The sequence below is a fragment of the Methylorubrum extorquens genome (assembly GCF_024169925.1).
GTDB classification, from domain to species: domain Bacteria; phylum Pseudomonadota; class Alphaproteobacteria; order Rhizobiales; family Beijerinckiaceae; genus Methylobacterium; species Methylobacterium extorquens_A.
The window spans coordinates 4692501-4710455 of sequence record NZ_JALJXF010000001.1; the positions used below are offsets into that span (position 1 = coordinate 4692501).

At 71.8% G+C, this 17955-nt stretch carries 12 protein-coding genes (1 of these 12 cut by a window edge); 3 read left to right on the forward strand and 9 right to left on the reverse strand.

Features of this window, described 5'->3' with window-relative positions; all coding sequences use genetic code 11:
* Positions 1 to 409, forward strand: partial view of a chromate efflux transporter gene (gene chrA / locus J2W78_RS21890; protein WP_253373689.1) — the final stretch only. 824 nt of this gene lie to the left of the window's left edge; the window shows 409 of its 1233 coding nt (coding positions 825–1233); the start codon falls outside the window, past its left edge; it ends in the stop codon at positions 407 to 409.
* Between the two features lie 85 nt (positions 410 to 494).
* On the opposite strand, the gene bcsN is transcribed toward chrA, so the two are convergent.
* The 7 genes from bcsN to J2W78_RS21925 all read right to left on the reverse strand — a co-directional run bounded on the left by bcsN (position 495) and on the right by J2W78_RS21925 (position 13616).
* Positions 495 to 1508, reverse strand: a complete 1014-nt coding sequence (gene bcsN / locus J2W78_RS21895) for a cellulose biosynthesis protein BcsN (RefSeq protein ID WP_253373690.1) — start codon at positions 1506 to 1508, stop codon at positions 495 to 497.
* The gene (locus J2W78_RS21900) at positions 1505 to 3589 is read right to left on the reverse strand and encodes a hypothetical protein (RefSeq protein WP_253373691.1); all 2085 of its coding nucleotides are present in this window, start codon (positions 3587 to 3589) and stop codon (positions 1505 to 1507) included. The genes bcsN and J2W78_RS21900 overlap by 4 nt, the downstream gene beginning before the upstream one ends.
* Complete coding sequence (locus tag J2W78_RS21905; protein ID WP_253373692.1) at positions 3574 to 4836, reverse strand: glycosyl hydrolase family 8; 1263 nt, start codon at positions 4834 to 4836, stop codon at positions 3574 to 3576. The genes J2W78_RS21900 and J2W78_RS21905 overlap by 16 nt, the downstream gene beginning before the upstream one ends.
* Positions 4836 to 7484 carry a cellulose biosynthesis cyclic di-GMP-binding regulatory protein BcsB gene (locus J2W78_RS21910; protein ID WP_253373693.1) on the reverse strand — a complete coding sequence of 883 codons (2649 nt, stop codon included), beginning with the start codon at positions 7482 to 7484 and terminating at the stop codon, positions 4836 to 4838. The genes J2W78_RS21905 and J2W78_RS21910 overlap by 1 nt, the downstream gene beginning before the upstream one ends.
* Positions 7481 to 9958 (reverse strand): UDP-forming cellulose synthase catalytic subunit, encoded by a 2478-nt coding sequence (gene bcsA / locus J2W78_RS21915; RefSeq protein ID WP_367399384.1) that lies wholly within the window; start codon positions 9956 to 9958, stop codon positions 7481 to 7483. Before bcsA ends, J2W78_RS21910 begins: the two co-directional genes overlap by 4 nt.
* Before the next feature lie 286 nt (positions 9959 to 10244).
* On the reverse strand, positions 10245 to 11057 hold the full coding sequence (gene bcsS, locus J2W78_RS21920; protein WP_253373694.1) for a cellulose biosynthesis protein BcsS: 813 nt from the start codon (positions 11055 to 11057) through the stop codon (positions 10245 to 10247).
* Between the two features lie 132 nt (positions 11058 to 11189).
* Complete coding sequence (locus J2W78_RS21925) at positions 11190 to 13616, reverse strand: response regulator (protein WP_253373695.1); 2427 nt, start codon at positions 13614 to 13616, stop codon at positions 11190 to 11192.
* A 418-nt stretch (positions 13617 to 14034) separates the two neighbouring features.
* Here J2W78_RS21925 and J2W78_RS21930 point away from each other — a divergent pair, with 418 nt between their 5' ends.
* Both J2W78_RS21930 and J2W78_RS21935 read left to right on the forward strand, forming a co-directional pair.
* Positions 14035 to 15618: an amidase gene (locus J2W78_RS21930; protein WP_253373696.1), complete on the forward strand. Its 1584-nt coding sequence runs from the start codon at positions 14035 to 14037 to the stop codon at positions 15616 to 15618.
* Between the two features lie 149 nt (positions 15619 to 15767).
* The gene (locus J2W78_RS21935; protein WP_253373697.1) at positions 15768 to 16520 is read left to right on the forward strand and encodes a DeoR/GlpR family DNA-binding transcription regulator; all 753 of its coding nucleotides are present in this window, start codon (positions 15768 to 15770) and stop codon (positions 16518 to 16520) included.
* 24 nt (positions 16521 to 16544) lie between these two features.
* Here the strand turns inward: J2W78_RS21935 and cydX are convergent, their stop codons facing one another.
* Positions 16545 to 16676 (reverse strand): cytochrome bd-I oxidase subunit CydX, encoded by a 132-nt coding sequence (cydX, locus tag J2W78_RS21940; RefSeq protein ID WP_012453227.1) that lies wholly within the window; start codon positions 16674 to 16676, stop codon positions 16545 to 16547.
* Between the two features lie 59 nt (positions 16677 to 16735).
* Positions 16736 to 17890: a cytochrome d ubiquinol oxidase subunit II gene (cydB, locus tag J2W78_RS21945; protein ID WP_253373698.1), complete on the reverse strand. Its 1155-nt coding sequence runs from the start codon at positions 17888 to 17890 to the stop codon at positions 16736 to 16738.
* Between the last annotated feature and the right edge of the window lie 65 nt (positions 17891 to 17955).

Consider the following 17955-nt stretch of genomic DNA (forward strand, 5'->3'; position numbering starts at 1 on the left):
GGATGCCTTCCTTGCCGGATACGGCGCGGCCCAGGCCGTGCCGGGTCCGCTCTTCACGGTCGCCGCCTATCTCGGCGCGGTGGCGCACCCGGCGCCGAACGGTGTTCTCGGGGCCGCCATCGCCCTCGTCGCGATCTTCCTGCCGGGCCTCCTGCTCGTCTACGGGATGCTGCCCTTCTGGGATGTCGTCCGGGCGCGGCCGGCGGCGCGGGCGGCCATGCGCGGCACCAATGCCGCCGTGGTCGGCATCCTGGGCGCGGCCCTCTACGATCCAGTCTGGACCGGCGCGGTCGGCTCGCCCCGCGATTTTGCCCTCGCGGCTCTTGCCTTCGTGCTGCTGACCGTATGGAAGGCGCCGCCCTGGTTTGTCGTCGTGCTGACGGCGCTGGGCGGTCTCGCCATCGGTTGAGTGCGCGCTCCCAAGGCACGCTCGCCATACATGAGCGGCCTGCGGTCTCCCTGCGAAGCACCCGCCCGTCGCCTCGGTCAGCCGGTCACGGCCCGTCGCGGCTCGGGGCAGGCCGGTACGCCTCGGCCGGGAGATCGCGCGACAGGCTCTCGCCGGTCGAGCGGCCCGGAGCCGGGCTCGGCATCAAGCCGCCGCCCGCCCCCTCTGCCGGTTTCGGCACATCGGTGATGTAGCGCTGCGCCCCGCCCGGCGCCGGATTCGCGACCGGCGGTTCGGAGGCCGGGGCGGCGCCCTGCGGCGTGGTGGGGGCGAGGTAGCGGCGGCCACCGCTCTCCGGCGGCGTGGGCGTCGGCGGGCGGAGCGGTGGCGCGGCCTGTGGCGGAGCAGCCGGTGGCGGCTTCGGCGCGGCGTCGGCGGGCGGCGCGCTGGGCGCGGGCCGCGTCGCCTGCCGCTTCACGGGGGCGGGCCTTTCGCGCCGGACCGCGGAGGGACGGGATCGGGACAGGGCGGACCGCGCCCCGGGCTCGCCGGGGAGGGAGATGGTCATCCGTTCGACGGCGGCGACGAGGTCGTCGAGGCTCGCCTGCGCCGTGCGGCACAGCCGGATCCGCAGGGAGAGGGCGCGCCGGCCCGTGGTCGGGGAGACCGACGCGTCGAACAGGCCGCCGCGGCTCGCAGCGCGCTGAGCCGCGCTCGCCCGCTCGAACCATTGCCACGCGTAGAGGCAGTCGCTCCCGAGTGCGAGGCCGACCGGCCCGTAGTTGTTGCGCCGCGGCGCGACCACGCGGAGAACCTGCCCCGGAAAGCGGACCGCGATCTCGCCGTCGATGCCGAACTGGCTCGGCTTGGCCAGCCGCGGCGGAAAGGCGAGCAGGAGGTCGCCGGTCTCGTTGCGCAGGGCGATCTCGGCATGGTTGCGGCCGTCGCCGCCCTCGAAGCGGATGCGCTGATCGAACCCGTCGCGCACCCGCGTCTCGACGACGCCCGCGACCGTGCCGGCGCCGGGCAGGCGCAGGACCGGCGCGGTCTGCGCCAGGGCCGGACCGGCCAGAAGCAGGGCCGGGACTGCCGCGAGGAGGCCGAGGAGACGCGATCTCACGGAAAACCCTTCCCGTTCGGCCCGTTGCCCGACGAGACGCGGGAGGGCACGGAGAAACGGTCGCTCTCCGGCGTGGTGGCGGCCCGGCCGCGCTCGGCCTGCTGGTCCTGCCAGAGCGTGCCCGGCGGGGGCGGGGAGAGGCCCTCCGGCTTGTCGAGGCCGTTATAGCCCGGTAGCAGGGCAAAGCCGTAGCGCTCGTAGGGCATCGCGCCCGCCCCGTTGACGCGCCGCGCCACCAGGGGCGGCCGCGCGGTCACGGGCTCGCGGGCGTAGCTGCCGGGCGCGGCCGGCTCGGTGAGCGGCCGCTGCAGCGAGGCCGGTGGGTAGCGCAGGGGATTGTCGAGGGGCACGCTCAGCGGGAACTCATTGCGCTGCACCGCCGCCGGCACCGCACCGGTCTGGGCGCCCATCGTGGCCGCGTCCGGCCGGGGTACGCGGCCGTAGGAGGGGGCTTCGGGTTTCGGTTCGGGCCGCGCCTCCGCCCGCGCGGGCGGCCGAGGCGGGGGCGGCTGCGGCGTGGCGCAGGGCAGCGGCGGCCCGCCCGTATCCTCGCGGAACAGCATGTCGACGACCTTCGGGAACAGGCCGTCGTAGCGGTTCACGGTTTCGAGATAGGGGCGCTGGCGCTTCAGCCGTTGCAGTGTGAGGGCGTAGCCGAACACCGTGGTCTCGCTCGGCATCCAGGCGACGGCGCGCTGGAACCACTCGAGCGCCGTGTCGAACTGGCAGGAATTGTAGGCGTACCACGCCAACCCCTGCGCGCCCTCACCGGAGGCGGAGGCGATGACGACCTTGGCGTAGCGCTCGATCCGCGCGGGCTCGATGAAGGGCGGGTTGGCCAGCGTCAGCTTGCGTTCGAGCACGTCGATGAACAGCAGCTCGTTGCCGACGAAGCGGTCGCGCCAAGCATAGGCGACCTCTTCCGCCTCGCGCAGCATGTTGAGTTCGCGCAGGGTATGGGCGAGGCCGTGGGCGACCATGGCGTCGCCGCCGCGGCCGATGGCGAGCTTGAACCATTCCAGCGCCTCGCGGAACTGGCGCCGCTTGTAGGCGTACCAGCCGAGCAGCCCGGTCTGGCTCGGGTCACCGCTCTTGCGGGCGTAGGTCTGGAAGGCGGTGAGGTCGGCCAGCGTCGGCGTCTGGGCCGGCTCGTCGTGCAGGAAGGCGGCGATGCGGGCGCGGGTGATATCGAGGCGGATCGCGTCGAATTCCGAGGCGCCCTCCGAGGCGGTGCGCCCCATGGCGATGAGCCGCTCGGCCTGATCCATCTTGAGATGGCTCATCGCCTTCTGGATCGTGGCGAGCCGCGCGCCCGCATCGGCAGGGCCGTCGAGGACAGACTTGTAGAGATCGAAGGCGTCCTCGCCCGCCCCCGTCGTGGCCAGCGCGTCGGCGATGATCCAGAGACTTTCGAGGTCCGACGTCTCGAGGGCGCTGGGATCGGAGCGGTAGAGGGCGACCACCTCGTCGGCGTTCTTGCCGAGTTCGTTCTTGCCCGTCCCGTTCTTCTCCGCGGTGGCCTTGATGCTGTTGCGGAACTCCGCCCGGCGCAGTTTGCGCGCGAGTTCGTCCGAGGGCTGCCAGTTCGGTTCGAGCGAGCGCCGCGCGGCGATGGCCGCGCGCAGATCCTGGAAGCGTCCGGCGGTGAACAGATCCCACAGCGGCGCTTCTTCGGGCGGGCTCGGCTGCAGGGTGTCGAGATCACCCGGCTCGGTCCAGCCGGGATAGAGCCGCTTCAGCCGCGCGATCTCGGCCTTCATCCGGGCGGTCTGCTTCTGCGAGGCGTAGTAGCGCAGCGCGCTCTCATCGACCATGCCGGGCGTGACCCCGGTCTCGGGATCGACCACGATCGCGGGCGCGCGGGCGCCGTCGCCGTAGATGAGGCGCGTGGACGATTCCGGCGCCGCGCCGCTCTGGGCCATTGCGGGCGCCGCACCGGCGAGCAAGAGCGCTCCGATGAGCGCGCCCGACCGCGTGACAACGGCCAACGGTCCGGCCGTTTGACCCCGGCGCATTCTCTCCCGCCGGGCCGGCAGCCCTTTCGGTGGAGGCCGCCGCGGGGGCGTCAGGATTTCACGCATGACGGATACCGCATCCGGGCCGCGATCAGCGAGAGGAGTTGCAGGGTAGCCGGATAGTAGTTCTGATTGTCCTGCACCGTCCTTAAGGATTCGGGAAAGGGCGTTCCGTCCGCGGCGCAGGCGGTAAGCGCGGGGATCGCCGTGTAGCCCGGCTCGCTCAGCCACTCGACCGGCTGTCCGTCGCGGGTGTCGACGATCGGCAGGCGCTCGCGGTCGATCCCGCCCCAAAGCGTCTTGAAGGGCGCGTAGTCCTCCGGCCGCCCGACGCCGGCCCAGGCGAGATAGAGCGGCACCCGGATCGCGTTGTAGGAGAACAGCGGCGGGAAGCCGTCGGCGGGGCGTAAGCTGTCCTTGGCCGAAATCCACTCGGTCGGCAGGCTGCTCGGCCCGAAGCGGGACTGGCGCAGGAAATCGACGCCGCTGCGGATCAGCGACGCCCAATCGTATTCGGGGGCGACGATCGGCAATCGCTGGAAGGCGGGGAAGACCCAGTAGGACAGGTTGATGAGCGGGCCGTCGGTGCGCTCGCGGGCCGAGAAGCCGGAGACGGCCGGCAGCAGGACCGGCCCGTGCGGGTCCTTGAACAGGATGGTCTTGCGGCCGAACTCGACGGCGATGCGGCGCGCGGCGGTGCGGTAGGAGGGTTCGCCCCAGGCCTCCGCCGCCTCGGTGAGCGCCCAGGCGACCAGGATGTCGCCGTCGGTGGCGTTGTTCATGTCGGAGACCGCCGGGCGGTGGTCGGGCGCCCAGCGCCATGCCAGCAGCTCGTCGGAGCGCACCATCAGGTTGGCGCGGGTCCAGCCCCAGATCCGCTCGAAGCTGGCCCGGTCGCCGGCCGCGACGGCGAGCAGCATGCCGTAGCCCTGGCCCTCGCTGTGGCTGATCAGGCCGTTGGCGGTGTCGACGATCCGGCCCTGCTCGGTGATGAACCGCGCCCGGTAGGCGCGCCACGCCGCGTCGTCGCCCAGCGTGTTGGCGAGCATCGGGCCGGCATCGGTCCGCGCCGTCGTCTCGGCGCGTGGCGGGCTCGGCAGGGCCGTGGCGGGCGGCACCGTGGTGGCCTCCGTCTGCTGCGGCGCAGGTTGGCTCCCTTGGGGCGCGGTCTCCGGGGAGGCCGGCTGCGGCGTCGTCTGCGCCGCGGCGGATCCGGCCGCCGCGAGGGTGAGCGCCGTGGCGACCGTCCATCCGATAAGGCCCAGGGTGGCAGGGCGGCGGCGAGGACGGCACGGCGCGCGGGGGGGCCGCATCAGGAATTCCTCCGACCGAGTTGGCGAACGAGACCCGTCGTGGCGAGGCCGAGGCACAGCGCCATGAACAGGGTCATGCCGACGTAGTAGCCGGGATTGAGGGAGAGCCAGGCCGCCGAAACGAGCCGGAAGTTCGCGAGCGACCACGAGCGGGTCTCGATCAGCGCGACGCGATCCGCATCGACCGTGGTGAGGGTGCCGTCCGAAGCGTCGAGGAAGGCGGCGCGCCCGACGAGGCGGGTCCAGACCACGGGATCGACGAGGCAGGACACCGAGGCCTTGAGCATCGACGGGTTCGGCGCGGTGACGAGCACGGTGGTCTCGCTCAGCCGCGTTCGGCCGCTGTCCTCGGCGATGATGAGCGAGGCGCGGGGATTGACCGGCACGTCTGCCGTCGGCGCCTCGATCAGGCCCGTCATGCCGTTGCGCAGCCGCAGCGCCCCGTTCGCGAGCCGGGTCCACCCCTCCCGCAGGACCGTGGGCACGAAGGCCGCGCCCGACAGGGTCTGGTCCCAGCGGGCCACGAGTTCCTCATCGGTCTCCGGGGCTGCCGGCCGCGGCGGCGTTCGTGGCGCGGGCGCGGCGGGGGCGGCTGCGGATGCCGGGGGTGCCGCGGCCACGCTGACCGGCACCGCGGCGGGCGGCAGGGCGCAGCGCATCGGCAGGTTGCGGCGCAGCCGGTCGAGGGTCAGCACGCCCTCGGGGCCGAACTGGCCCGGCGTCGCCACCGTCTCGGCCCGCCCGCCCCAGATGCGGCGGATCTCCTCGGGATCGAGGCCGACCTCTTGGATCGTCACCGGATTGAGGGCGCGGGCGGGCGCCACCACGAGCTTGGCGCCGCTCTCCGTGCCGCCGGCATCGGGCACGAGTTCGAAGTCGATCACGCGCTTGGCGGCGATGGCGAGGCGGGCGGCCAGCGTCGCGGCCGCATCCGCCGTCTCGCGGTCGCTCACCGGCAGCACGAGGCGCGGGCGCTGGCCCGGCGCGGTGAAAGGCACGGCACCGGCTTTGACCGCCGCGAGATCGGGGCTGCGCACGGCTCGGGCCAGGGACGGGATTTCGAGGCGGGTGCGGTCGAGGAAGAGGAAGCGCGGCTGGCGCGCCGCCGGGGAGAGCGTATCGCAGACCCTGTCCGCCGCGTTGGGCAACTGCGCGCTGATCTCGACGCTGTTCAGGCCCGGCCGCCACAGGCTCAAGGGCAGCGGGATGGCCTGATCGTCGAATACCTCGCCGCGGGCATAGGGCAGCGGCACGCTCGCGGCGTTGCGGCCGTTGATATCGACGACGATCTGCGCGTTCGAATCGAGCCCCGCGGCGTAGCCGCCGGCCAGATGCAGCATGGCCTTACCGTAATCGGCGGGCACGAAATCGGGGGGAAAGCGCAATTCGATCCGGGTGCGCAGCAGGCGCCCGTTGAACTCGCGACTGGTGACGCCGAGGCGTTCCAGTTCGAGCCGCTCGCCGCCCTGCACCTCGTAGCCCCGGATCAGGGGCGCGAGCGCCGTGCCGGGCCCGCTGCCGCCGGCATCGCCGGCCGCGGCGAGCTGGGTGACGGCCGCCCGCACGTCCTCGGGGCCGGTGCCGGTGACGACGAGCGTCGGCGTGCGGTTGCCCCGCGGGGGCAGCAGGGCGAGCCGGGGCCCGGTGATCGGCCCAAGATCCTCGACGCCGTCCGTGCCGCGGATCTCGGCGGCGGTGCCGACGAGCAGGTTGACCCCGCTGCGGCCGGAGAGCGGCGGCCCGAAGCTGACCGCGGGCCGGGCGAGCCGGCTCACGACGGCGAGCGCCTGCACGGCGCCGATCATCCGCTCCAGACGCGGCAGGGTCGGCTTCTCGTTGAGCAGCACGCCGATGGGCAGCGCGCCGCTCTCGTCGGGTTCGAGGGCGGCCAGCGATTTCAGGTCGAGGTCGGGGGCCGGCGCGACCACCAGCCCGGAGCGCGAGGGATCGATCTGGGTCCAGAGCTCGTAGGTCGCCTCGATCGCGCAATCGACCCGGTGGCGCTGGCTCGCCGTCAGGGTCACGGCGTTGTAGCCGGCCTTGAGGACGCCGTCGGGAATCGCGAATTCCACGACCTTGACGGCGCCAGGTGCCTGAATCCGGGTCCAGCCGACCTTGGTGCCGTTGACGAGGCCGGTGAGTTCCGAGCCCTCCGGCGCCACCGAGATCGCCGAGAGGTAGGAGACGCGCAGCCGCGCCCCGCCCCGCGCCTGCCCCTCGGTGAGGTAGACCGGGTATTGCAGCACGTCCTCCTCGCCCGAAAGGCGGAAGCCGCGGGTGCCGGCGGGCAGGCGGCGGGCCGGGGCGATGGTCGCCTGGACCTGCTGACGGCGTCCGGCGTCGGCGCTGTCGGGGGCCGACGGACGGCCTTGCGTCGTCGGCACCGGAGTGGTGGAGGGCGCGGGGCCTCGCGGGGGGATTTGCGCCGGAGCTTGAACTGGTGCCGGACCCTGCTTTCGCAGGGCGTCTCCGGTCGGCGGTACCGTCAGGCGCTCGGCCGGCCCGGTCCCGAGGAAGCTCTGCGCGCGGGCCGGCACCCCGCCCATGAGCGCGAGGGCGAGCGCGGCGGCCAGGGCAGGCGTCCGGGGGGCCCGGCGCGCGGGTCCGAGCCCGGATCGTGGGAGAGGCCGCCCCGCCATCGCGCTCATGCCGTGCCGGTGCCGCGGCCGGTCCGACCGGCGAGCGCGCGCTCGTTCTCGTAGTCGAGCATCATGCGCACCCAATCGTTCGAGGCGCGGGCAGGAGAGTTGGCTGATGTGTTGGCCGGCGTATTCGCCGGCGCCTGAGGCGTTGCTTGGGCCGGCACGGGCTCCCTCGGAGCCTGCGGGGCGGCCTGAAGCGTGTGGGCCTGCACCGCTGGGGCAAGCAGCGGTTCGGGCAGGTTCGCCCCGGTCGGCGCCTGTTCCGGCGCATCGTAGATCGGCGAGGTGCCGTCGATCACCGGCGCCACCGCCGGCCGCGCATCGGCAGCGAAGGCGTAGCGCGCGGCGCGGAACGGCTCGGAGAGCCCCCACCAGATGAACTGCAGCGTGCCGGTCAGGATGTCCTTGTGGCGGCGGCGGCGCATCTGGAAGCGGCGCATCGCTTCCGCGTCGCCGTACATCAGGCCGGCGAGCGCCACGTAATCCTGCGGGCGCAGGCGGCCGAAGCTCAGGCGGGCGAAGGCCTCGTCCCCGGTGCGGTCGATCCCCTCCAGGGTGACCGGCAGGGCACCGGCCGGGCGCGCACCCGGCACCGGGACGACGGTGAGCGCGCCCGTGAGCTTGCGGTGTCCGCCCCCCGTCGGCAACAGGGCGGCGGGCAGGCGCACGGTGCAGGCCTCGGCCGAGACGCGCTCGATCGACACGTCGATGGCCCGGCCCCCCAGCGTGATCTGGCCACGCCGGTTGATGGCGAGCGAGGGCGTCCGCTCCAGCTGTCGGCGCTCGGCGCAGACCCCGAGCGCCGCGCCCGCGGTGAGCAGGTTGAAGAAGTTCCACAGGCCGACCACCAGCATCAGGTTGGTCACGCCCGGCTCGAACAGGTAGCGCCACGCCGCCACCGCGCAGCCCGCCGCCAGCAGCCCGTAGACGGCGAAGAACGGCAGCGAGGCCGACGAGAGATGGTCGTGGTCGAGGCTGATGCCCTTGTCGGTGACGTTGAAGGTCGGCTTTCGCGGCGACCAGATCACCGAGACGATGGCTTTGGACAGATAGAGGCCCTGGACGTACTCGTAGAGCTCCGAGACGAAGGGCCAACGGAACTTGCCGTAGACGTAGTTCTGCATCATCAGGTTGATGACGATGTAGGTTGCCGTATAGGCGATCGACTCATCGACGCTGGCCACAAAAATCTTCAGGTCGAAGAAGATGTGCAGCAACGGCGCGAACATGAAGATCAGCCGCGGCACGGGGAAGAACCAGAACGTCATGCTCGAGAGGTAGGCGATCTTCTGGATCGGCTTGAGCCCCTTCTGTAGCGCGGGGTTCTTCAGGAGCAGGATCTGGAACATGCCCTGGCACCAGCGCGAGCGCTGGCCGATGAAGGCCGAGAGCGTCTCGGGCTGGAGGCCGGCGATCAGGGGCTTGTCGACATAGGCGCTGGTCCAGCCGCGGGAATGCAGCTCGAACGCGGTCTCGCAATCCTCGGTGATGGTGATGCCGGAGAAGCCGCCGGATTCGTCGAGGGCGGTGCGGCGCAGGAGGGCGGCGGAGCCGCAGAAGAACGAGCCGTTCCACTTGTCGAGCCCGCGCTGCGTCACCGCGTAGAACATCTCGTTCTCCGACGGCATCCGCTCGAAGGTCTTCAGGTTCCGCTCGATCGGGTCGGGATTGAGGAAGGCGTGCGGCGTCTGGACGAGGAAGAGCTTCGGGTCCTCGGCGAAGTAGCCCACCGTCTCGCTCAAGAAAGAGCGGAACGGGACGTGGTCGGCATCGAGCACGACAACGATCTCGCCGCTGGCGAAGGCGAGACCGTTGTTGAGGTTGCCCGCCTTGGCGTGCTCGTTGCGGGCGCGGGTGAGGTAGCGGCAGCCGAGTTCCTCGGCCAGCGCCGTCAGCTCCCGCCGCCGGTCGCGGGCGGCCTTGGCTTTCTCCGGGTTGGGGTCGGCGCATTTCTGGTCCGACCCGCCGTCGTCGAGAAGCCAGACGGTCAGCTTGTCGGGCGGGTAGTTGATCTGGCGCGCGGCGGCCAGCGTCATCGCCAAGATGGCGGCGTCCTCGTTGTAGCTCGGCACGAACACGTCGACGGTCGGCAGTTCGGCCGCGCTCGCCGCGGGGGGCGGGGGCCGCTTGAGCGGATCGGCGTTGATGATCAGGCTCACGAACAGGATGAAGACGCAGTACAATTCGCCCACGAGCAGCAGCAGGCCGAAGCCGAAGCTGATTGGATCGCCGGGGGAGGGCAGCGTGTCGGTGACCCGCCACAGGATGTAGCGGAGTACCACGAGGCTCCCGAGCGCCAGGAAGACGAAGCGGGTGCGCGGCCCGTCGAGGAACAGCCACAGCACGATCATCGCCGCCATGGCGGCGAGACTCATGGCGAGCTGGTTCTGCGTCCCGACCGGTTGGCTCAGCAGGATGAGGCCGGCAACCGTCGTCCCCATCCAGGCCAGCCACCGCAGCGCACGTATCACACTCGCCACCCCTGCCTCGTGGACGGATCCATCATGAAAATACGCCGCTTTCCGGATGCGTTCACGACGCCGCCGCCCCACTTTACCAACAGGGTTGATTTTGCGCTGCGGAGCCTAGCGTCATCCGTAGACAATGTCCGAAAATTCGGACGAAATCTCGCGGAAATGACAGGCGGTAACGAGGAATGTCTTCCTGGTACGGAAGCCGTTGTTCACGTGAGACAGGGGTACTTTGCAGTGAGACGGGGAGACAAGGCGGCGGATTGTCCGCTGGCGTGACCGTCGGCCCGCCCGCTCAGAAGTTCGCGCGCGCCTCGATGCTGGAATAGTAGCCCGTGCCCTGGACGCGGTCCCGCACGTAGCCGGCGGCGAGCGACATCTGGACGGGGCCGAAGCTGAGCCCCGAGAGATGAGCGCCGACGCGGTACTGGCGGAAGAAGTCGTCGCCGAGGAACAAAGCCTCCGGGCCGATATAGACGCCGTCGGCGACCATGTAGCCGACGCGGAACCGGGAATAGTAGGCGTTGAACTTGGTCGAGTAGGAGCCGTAGGCCGAGACCATGGTCCGGTCGGTCGGCGTCGCGTAGAAATTACCGGCGACCTTCAGGCCCACACCCGTTCCGACGACCGGGTTGCCGGGGTCGGGGATCGAGAGCTGGTTGCTGCGGACGTTGAAGCCGACATAGCCGGCGAGCGCCGCTTCCCGCCAGATCCACTCGTAGCCGGTGAGCAGCGAGCCCTCCTGCTGGTAGCCGGTGACGCGGGCGCCGACGGCTTGTCCGGGATAGGAGTAGGTGCCGGCCACAGCCTCGACGCGCACGCGCGCGCCGCTCACCGTCGGCGGGCTGCCGAGTGCCGTCGTCACGGTGACGGAGCCGAAGGCCGAGGAATTGGAGGTGATGCTGGTCGAGCCATCGACGGCCACCGCCCAACTGTCGTCCACCGCCTGCGCTTGCGCGCCGGTGTACCAATCGACGCTCGCGGCTGCGGGGGCCGGAGCCGGCAGGTCGGCGGCTCGGGCCGGGGCGGCGAGCACGGCCGCAAGCCCGCAGGCAAGAATACAGAGATTCCCGGGAGCCCGTTGATGGTTGCGAGAAACCACAGCCATTCGATCCTCGGATACGCACACGCTACGCACCGATTTATCGGGGTCCACGGTTAACAGGATCCTCCCCGAATCCGGAAAAGCCTATTTCATCTCGGCCGAGATCTTGTCAGGCGTTCCCGATGCCGGGCGATTTCAGGCCGCCCGGGCCTGCGGGGCCGCCGCGCTCAGCACCGCCGCGAGATCGTCGGGGCGGAACGGCTTGTCCAGTTGCAGGAACTGCCGCGCCGCGGCCGGCAGGTGCCCGTGGGGGCTCGCCAGGATGATGCGGATGTCGGGATAGCGCTCGACCACCGTCGCGGCGAGCTGGAGGCCGGTCATCACCGGCATCGACTGGTCGGCGACCATGGCGTCGTAGTCCGCGCTCTCGCCGAGCAGCGCGAGGGCATGTTCGCCCGAGGCGGCCTGAACCACGTCGTGGCCGAGATCGGCCAGCGCCTCGGCGAGGCTCGCCCGGACGAGGCTGTCGCTCTCCACCAGGAGGACGCGCAGGGTGGAATACCAGAGGGCCGGATGCTCCGGCGGCCGCTCGGCGGCCCGGAGCCAGATCTCGGCGACGAAGGCGTCCTCGCCGGTCCCGTCCGAGACGGGGCGCCAGCCGGCGCCGATCTCGGCGAGGAGCCGGGCCACCGTCTCCAGCGACCCTGAGCGGGGTGCCCGCACCGTCCGGCCGGGCTCGTGCTGTCCGCTGGCGACGAGGAGGCGCACGTAAGCGCCCGGCGGCAGGCCGAAGCCCGTCTCCGTCTCGGTCATCTCTTCAGCGGCCCCGATCGCGAAGCCATGAAGCCCGTGATCGCGGAAGTGGAAGGCGAGGTTGAGCAGGACGAGTTCGAGGATGCGCTCGGCGCACAGCACCTTCGGCAGGTCGCCGGGAACGCGGTTGATGACCGGCACGTCGCGCAGCACGTTGGCCGCCATGAAGGCGAGGGCGGCCTCGACGCTCGTGCCGAGGTCGCACTCGGCCAAGGCCTCGCCCTCGCCGCGCACGAGCCCGAGCATCCGCCGGGTCAGCGCCGCCCCGCGCGTGGCGCCCGCGAGCGCCGCATCGACGAGGCGTGCCGGCTCGGGGTTCAGGCCGTGGCGTCGGCGCACGGTCGCGAGGTTGGCATGCACGATCGTGAGCACGTCGTTGAAGTCGTGGACGATGCCGTCGGTCACGCGGCGCAGGACGGCGTTGCGCCGCCGCTCGTTCAGGCCCGAGGGCGTCTCCGAGACGCCGCCCTCGATCGCCCGGCTCAGGGCGTGGATGCGGCTGCCGTCGCCCGCCGCGCGCAGGAAGCGCACCAGCACCCGCCGCTCCGCTTCGGGAGCGGGGTCGGCGCCGTCGGCGCGGGCGCGCAGCACCACGTCGTGCGGCCCGTCCGCCCGGCGCGCCGCGTCGAGGGTGAGGTCGAGGAGGGCGTGGTCCTCCGGCTCGAACCATTCGGCGAGGTCGGACAGGTCGGTGGCGTGGTCCGAGGCCGTCGCCGTGCCGGTCCGGTCGGAATCCGACCACACGACCTGACGCGTCTCCGGGTCGATCTCCCAGCAGGTCCAGCCGGACATCGCCTCGAAGGTCTGAAGCCGGCCTTTGATCCGGTCGAGACCGGTTCCCGCCAGCGCCAGCGCCGCCTCACGGCTCTGCGAGCGGCCGGCGACCGCCTCGGTCAGCGCCGCGATCTCGCGCACCGGAGAGGCCGCAGCCTCGTCCGGCCCGGCCTCGCCCTGGGCGAGGCGCTGCAGCGGCTGCGCGGCGCGGCCCCCCAGGGCGTAGCCGAGCCCGGCGGCAGCGCCCACCACGGCGAGCGCCAGCGCCAGGAGGCGCCCGTCGGGCAGTAGACCCGCCGTCACGCTCGCCGGTGCGTAGGCGGTCACCACCCAGCCGGGAGAGCTGAGTTCGCGCCCGCCCTGGACCGGCGCGGAGGCCGAGCGGTGCTCGCCCCAGGGCGCGGACGCTGTGCCCGAGAGCCGCCGCCCGTCGGCGCCGCTCACGGTGAAGGCGGTCGTTTCGGGCAGGTCGAGCGCCCCGCGCAGGCGGGCACCGATCTCGAGGAAGGCAGGGCCGGCGCGAAGCTGGATCCGGTCGGAGCGTCCGGGCACTCCGAGGGAGAGGACGACATCGAAGGGTGCCGTCTCGTCTCCCTGGGTCGCGATGACGACCTCGGCGTTGCGCGCCCGCGCGAACCAGGGCTGCCGGGCGACGCTGCTGCCGGGCCGGCGCGGATCGGCGGCGGCGCGCACGCTGCCATCCGCACCGATCAGCGCGGCATCCCCGTAGCGCGGGTTGAGCGCGAGCCAGTCCCGCAGCAGGGCCGAGCGCTCGGCCTCGTTCAGCGTCGGATCGCCGGGGCGCAGCAGCAGCGCGACGGTGCGCGCATCCGCGACACTGCCATGCAGCTCCGCATCGACTGCGTCCGCGAAGGCACGTGCGCCCGTCATCGCGGCACGCTGCGCGCCGTCCGTGGCGGGACCGGCCCCGAGCACAGCGGTCCCGATCCAGGCGAGCCCGAGCGCCACCGCCGCGATCAGGGCGAGCTGGGCCGCGTTCAGCACCTTGAGCGAGATTCGGACGGAATCCAGCATGCGAGGGCTCCGCCGGCACAGCTTGCCGGCCGCAGAAAACCGGGATTGGTATTCCTGCCCGTTAGACGAGGCCGCCAAGCGCTTAAGGGCCGGTTAATGCTGGCGCCATTCACCGCCCGCCGGCCCGGTGTTCCCGGGAAGAGCTTCGCCCTGCACGCGTGAAACGTCGAAAGCTATTCCGCGGGCCGGCGAACCGGCCGTCCCCTCGAATCGGATGCGACAGGGCCCGATCCGCCTTTCGAGGGTTTTGTGGCTTTTGTGGCATAGGCGTTGCTAGGACGTGTCCGCCGGCCGTGAGGGCCGGTGACGGCGAGCATGCGAGCCTCCGTTTCGCCCCCGCGCGGATGGCTCGCGTGAGCGATTCCAACGGGATGGAATCGGCCTCGCCGTCTTCAAGGATGCGGAGCGCGAGATCGAGATGAACGCAATGGCCCTTTCCGTCGCCGTCGCCCCCGAGATGGCCGAGGATGCGCTGGCGGACCAATTGATCGAGATGACGGTCGAGGATTGCCAGCGCGCCTTTGCCGAGGGCCGCGTCACCGCCGAGGCGCTGGCGGCGGCGTTCCTGGCGCGGATCGAGACCTACAATCCGCGCTACAAGGCGCTTATCGTGATGAATCCGCGGGCACTCGACGACGCCCGCGCCATCGATGCCCGCCGTGCGGCCGGCGAAGAGCTGGGGCCGCTTGCGGGCGTACCCGTGGTCATCAAGGACACGATGGACATGGCGGGCCTGCCGAGCACCGGCGGCTGGCACTTCCTGTCCGCCGAGGCCGGCGGCGTCGATCTGATTCCGGCGACCGACGCGCCGGTGACGGCGCGGATGCGCGCGGCCGGTTGCGTCATCCTCGGCAAGACCAACGTGCCGGTGCTGAGCCACACCGGCAGCCACGCCAATGATTCCTGGGCCGGCCCCACCCTCAACCCGGCCGCGCCCGACCGCATCCCCGGCGGGTCGAGCGCCGGCACCGCCACGGCGGTGGCCGCGAGCCTCGCCGTCCTCGGGCTCGCCGAGGAGACCGGCGGCTCGATCCAGAACCCGGCCTCGGCGCAGGGCTTGGTCGGCATCAAGCCGAGCTTCGCCCTCGTGCCGAATGCCGGCGTGATGCCGCTGGCCGGCAGCACCCGCGACGTGGTCGGGCCGATCGCCCGCTGCGTGCGCGATGCCGCGCTCACCCTCGACGCACTCGCCGGCTATTCCTCGGCCGACCCCAAGACCGTGGCCGGCATCGGCAAGCGCCCGGCCGCGGGCTACGCGGCGGGGCTCGATGCGGGCGCGCTGGCGGGCAAGCGCCTCGGCCTCTACGGGCCCGGCTGGCGCGACCTGCCGCTCTCGGAGGAGGCGAGCGCCCTCTACGCGCGCACGCAGAAGGAGTTGGAAGCGGCCGGCGCTACCCTGGTAGCCGATCCCTTCGCTGGAGCCGACTTCGCCGCCCTCGCCGAGCCGACGCCGGGCCTCGTCTACTTCGACGCCCGCGGCTTCGAATCCGCACCCTACGACCTTCAGCTCTATCTGGAGCGGATGGGGCCGGACGCGGCGATCCGCAGCTTCGCCGCCTTTGCCGAGGCGACGAAAGCCGAGGACGCCTTCGCGCCGGGCGGCGTGCTGCACCCGATCACCAACCTGCCCGGGCTCGCGCCCTGCCTCGCCGACCCGGCGAGCCCGCCCGACCTCTCCGGCTTCCTCGCCGCCCGCGAGGCCTATCTCGCGCTGTTCGACCGGGTGATGGCGGAGCACGGGCTCGATGCCCTGGTCTTCCCGCAGATGCGGGCCGAGCTGCCGCCGCTGCACGGGCCGGGCACGCTCCTCGAGACCACGGTCTGCGAGATCAACATCGCTGGCCTGCCGGGGGTGACGCTGCCGGCGGGCGCCTACGCCTCCGGCTCGCCGTTCAACCTGATCTTCGTCGGGCGGATGTGGAGCGAGGGCGAGCTGCTCGCCTGCGCCTACGCCTACGAGCAGGCGACACATCACCGCTGCGCCCCGGCCCTCGACGCCTGATTTTTTGGAACGCGCGCCGCATCCTGTCCGGCTCGCCTGGGCCGGACAGGATCGCGGCGTGGTTGTGCACCCTGTGCACGTCTTGGAAATTGTGCGCGACCGTTCTGTGTCTGCGGCGCTATCCTGATCCCAAAGGGGACAGGGCCGGGATGCTGACCGATCATCGCCACGAGGAAATTCTCTCGCAGCTCGCGCAGACGGGGCGCGTCGGCGTCACCAGCATCGCCGCCACCCTGGCGGTCTCCGACGAGACGATCCGGCGCGACCTGAAGATGCTGGAGGAGCGCGGGCTGCTGCGGCGCATCCATGGCGGCGCCGTGATGCCGCGCCTCGATCAGGAGCGCCCGCTCACCGAGCGCAGCGGGCTCAACAGCCGGGAGAAGGGCCGCGTCGCCGCGCTGGCCGAGGGGCTGGTGGAGGACGGGATGTCGATCTTCATCGACACCGGCACCACCACGCTGGCCCTGGCCCGGCGGCTCACCACCCGCAAGCTCACGGTGACGACGAATTCCATCGACCTCGCGCTGCTGCTCGCCGACAGCCCGGCGCGGGTGAACCTGACGCCGGGCCGCCTGCGGCCGAACGACAACGCGCTGGTCGGCTACGACACCGTGGACTACGCCCGGCGCCACTTCTTCGATCTCGCGATCATGGGCATCGCGGCCTGCGACCTTGCCCAGGGCTGGATGGATTACGAGGAGCACGAATCCGTCCTGCGTCGGGCGCTGCGGGGCCAGACCCGGCGGGCGGTGCTGCTCGCCGATTCCCGCAAGTTCGGGCGCCAAGCCAACCTCCAGACGTTCGATCTGGCCGCGCCGCTCACCGTGGTGACCGACCGGGCACCGCCCGAGCCCTTCGCCGAGCGGTTCAGCCGGCACGCCATCGATCTGATCTGCGGCTGAGGCCTGGGGCTCGGAGACGGCGCCTCACGGCGTCGGCAGCGTCGGCGTGACCTCGGGCGGGGTCTCGCGCACGGCGCGCAGCTCGTACCAGAGGGCGTTGAGCACGCCGACGGCGGCGGCCAGTCCGAGGCCGAGGATCCAGGCGAAGTACCACATCGTCGCGCGTCCTGATGCGAGGCAGGGGGGAGGCCCCGGCGGCGCCGGGGCCGGGAGCGTCAGTAGGCGGCCGAGCCCGGCGCGGTGATGTCGCGCTCCGAGACCTTGCCCCACAGCACCCGGTAGACCCAGGCGGTGTAGGCGAGGATGATCGGCAGGAAGACCACCGTGGCGATCAGCATGTTGCGCAGGGTCGCCCGGCTGGAGGAGGCGTCGAACACGGTCAGTGCGTGGCCCGGATGCGTGTTCGAGGGCAGGATGACCGGGAACATCGACAGGCCGACGGTGGCGATGATGCAGGCGATGCCGAGGCTGGAGGCCAGGAAGGTCAGCCCCTCGAACCGGGCGCGGAAGCCGAGCGCCGCCAGCAGCGGGCCGGCGATGCCGGAGAGCGGCACCAGGGCGAGCGCGGGATGGGCCCGGAAGTTCGCGAGCCACGCGCCGGCATCCGCCACGACCGCCTTGGTCAGCGGATTGGACGGGCCATCGCCGGGAAGCGGACTCAGCACCCGGTAGCCGCCGAAGGCGCCGGCCCAGATCAGGAGGCCGCCGAGGGCGAACAGGGCGGCGGTGGCGAGCGCGGCCTTGAGCCCGATGGCGCGGGCGCGCTCGGCGACCGGCCCCTCGGCCTTGAAGGCGAGCCACGCCGCGCCGTGCGCCACCAGCATCGCCAGAGAGACGAGGCCGCACAGCAGCGCCAGCGGGTTGAGCAGGCCCAAGAGGCTGCCCGCATAGATCGGGCGAAGGTCGCCCGTGAAGTGGAAAGGCACGCCCTGGAGCACGTTGCCGACGGCGACGCCGAAGATGAGCGCCGGGACCGCGCCACCGACGAACAGCGCCCAATCCCAGCGCGCGCGCCAGACTACGCTCTCGCGCTTCGAGCGGTACTTGAACGCCACCGGCCGCAGGATCAGGGCGAACAGCACGAGGAACATCGCGAGGTAGAAGCCGGAAAAGCTCAGCGCGTAGAGCGCCGGCCACGCGGCGAAGATCGCGCCGCCGCCGAGCACCAGCCAGACCTGGTTGCCTTCCCAGGTGGCAGAAACGGTGTGGATCGCGAGGCGCCGCTCGACGTCGGTGCGGCCAACGAAGGGCAGCAGGGCGCCGACGCCGAGATCGAAGCCATCGGTGACGGCAAAGCCGATCAGCAGCACGCCGAGCAGCACCCACCAGATCAGGCGTAAGCTTTCGTAGTCCGAGAGAAGGGCGAGCATGAGGGAAACTCCTCGGGCGAGGGGCCGGCGCAATGGCGAGGTCGGCCGGCGAAGGGGGGAGAGGG

Coding starts and splice junctions, on each gene's coding strand:
- J2W78_RS21900 (WP_253373691.1), bottom strand. CDS start 3,589: ATGCGTGAAATCCTGACGCCCCCGCGGCGGCCTCCACCGAAAGGGCTG.
- J2W78_RS21905 (WP_253373692.1), bottom strand. CDS start 4,836: ATGCGGCCCCCCCGCGCGCCGTGCCGTCCTCGCCGCCGCCCTGCCACC.
- J2W78_RS21910 (WP_253373693.1), bottom strand. CDS start 7,484: ATGAGCGCGATGGCGGGGCGGCCTCTCCCACGATCCGGGCTCGGACCC.
- bcsS (WP_253373694.1), bottom strand. CDS start 11,057: ATGGCTGTGGTTTCTCGCAACCATCAACGGGCTCCCGGGAATCTCTGT.
- J2W78_RS21925 (WP_253373695.1), bottom strand. CDS start 13,616: ATGCTGGATTCCGTCCGAATCTCGCTCAAGGTGCTGAACGCGGCCCAG.
- J2W78_RS21930 (WP_253373696.1), top strand. CDS start 14,035: ATGAACGCAATGGCCCTTTCCGTCGCCGTCGCCCCCGAGATGGCCGAG.
- J2W78_RS21935 (WP_253373697.1), top strand. CDS start 15,768: ATGCTGACCGATCATCGCCACGAGGAAATTCTCTCGCAGCTCGCGCAG.
- cydX (WP_012453227.1), bottom strand. CDS start 16,676: ATGTGGTACTTCGCCTGGATCCTCGGCCTCGGACTGGCCGCCGCCGTC.
- cydB (WP_253373698.1), bottom strand. CDS start 17,890: ATGCTCGCCCTTCTCTCGGACTACGAAAGCTTACGCCTGATCTGGTGG.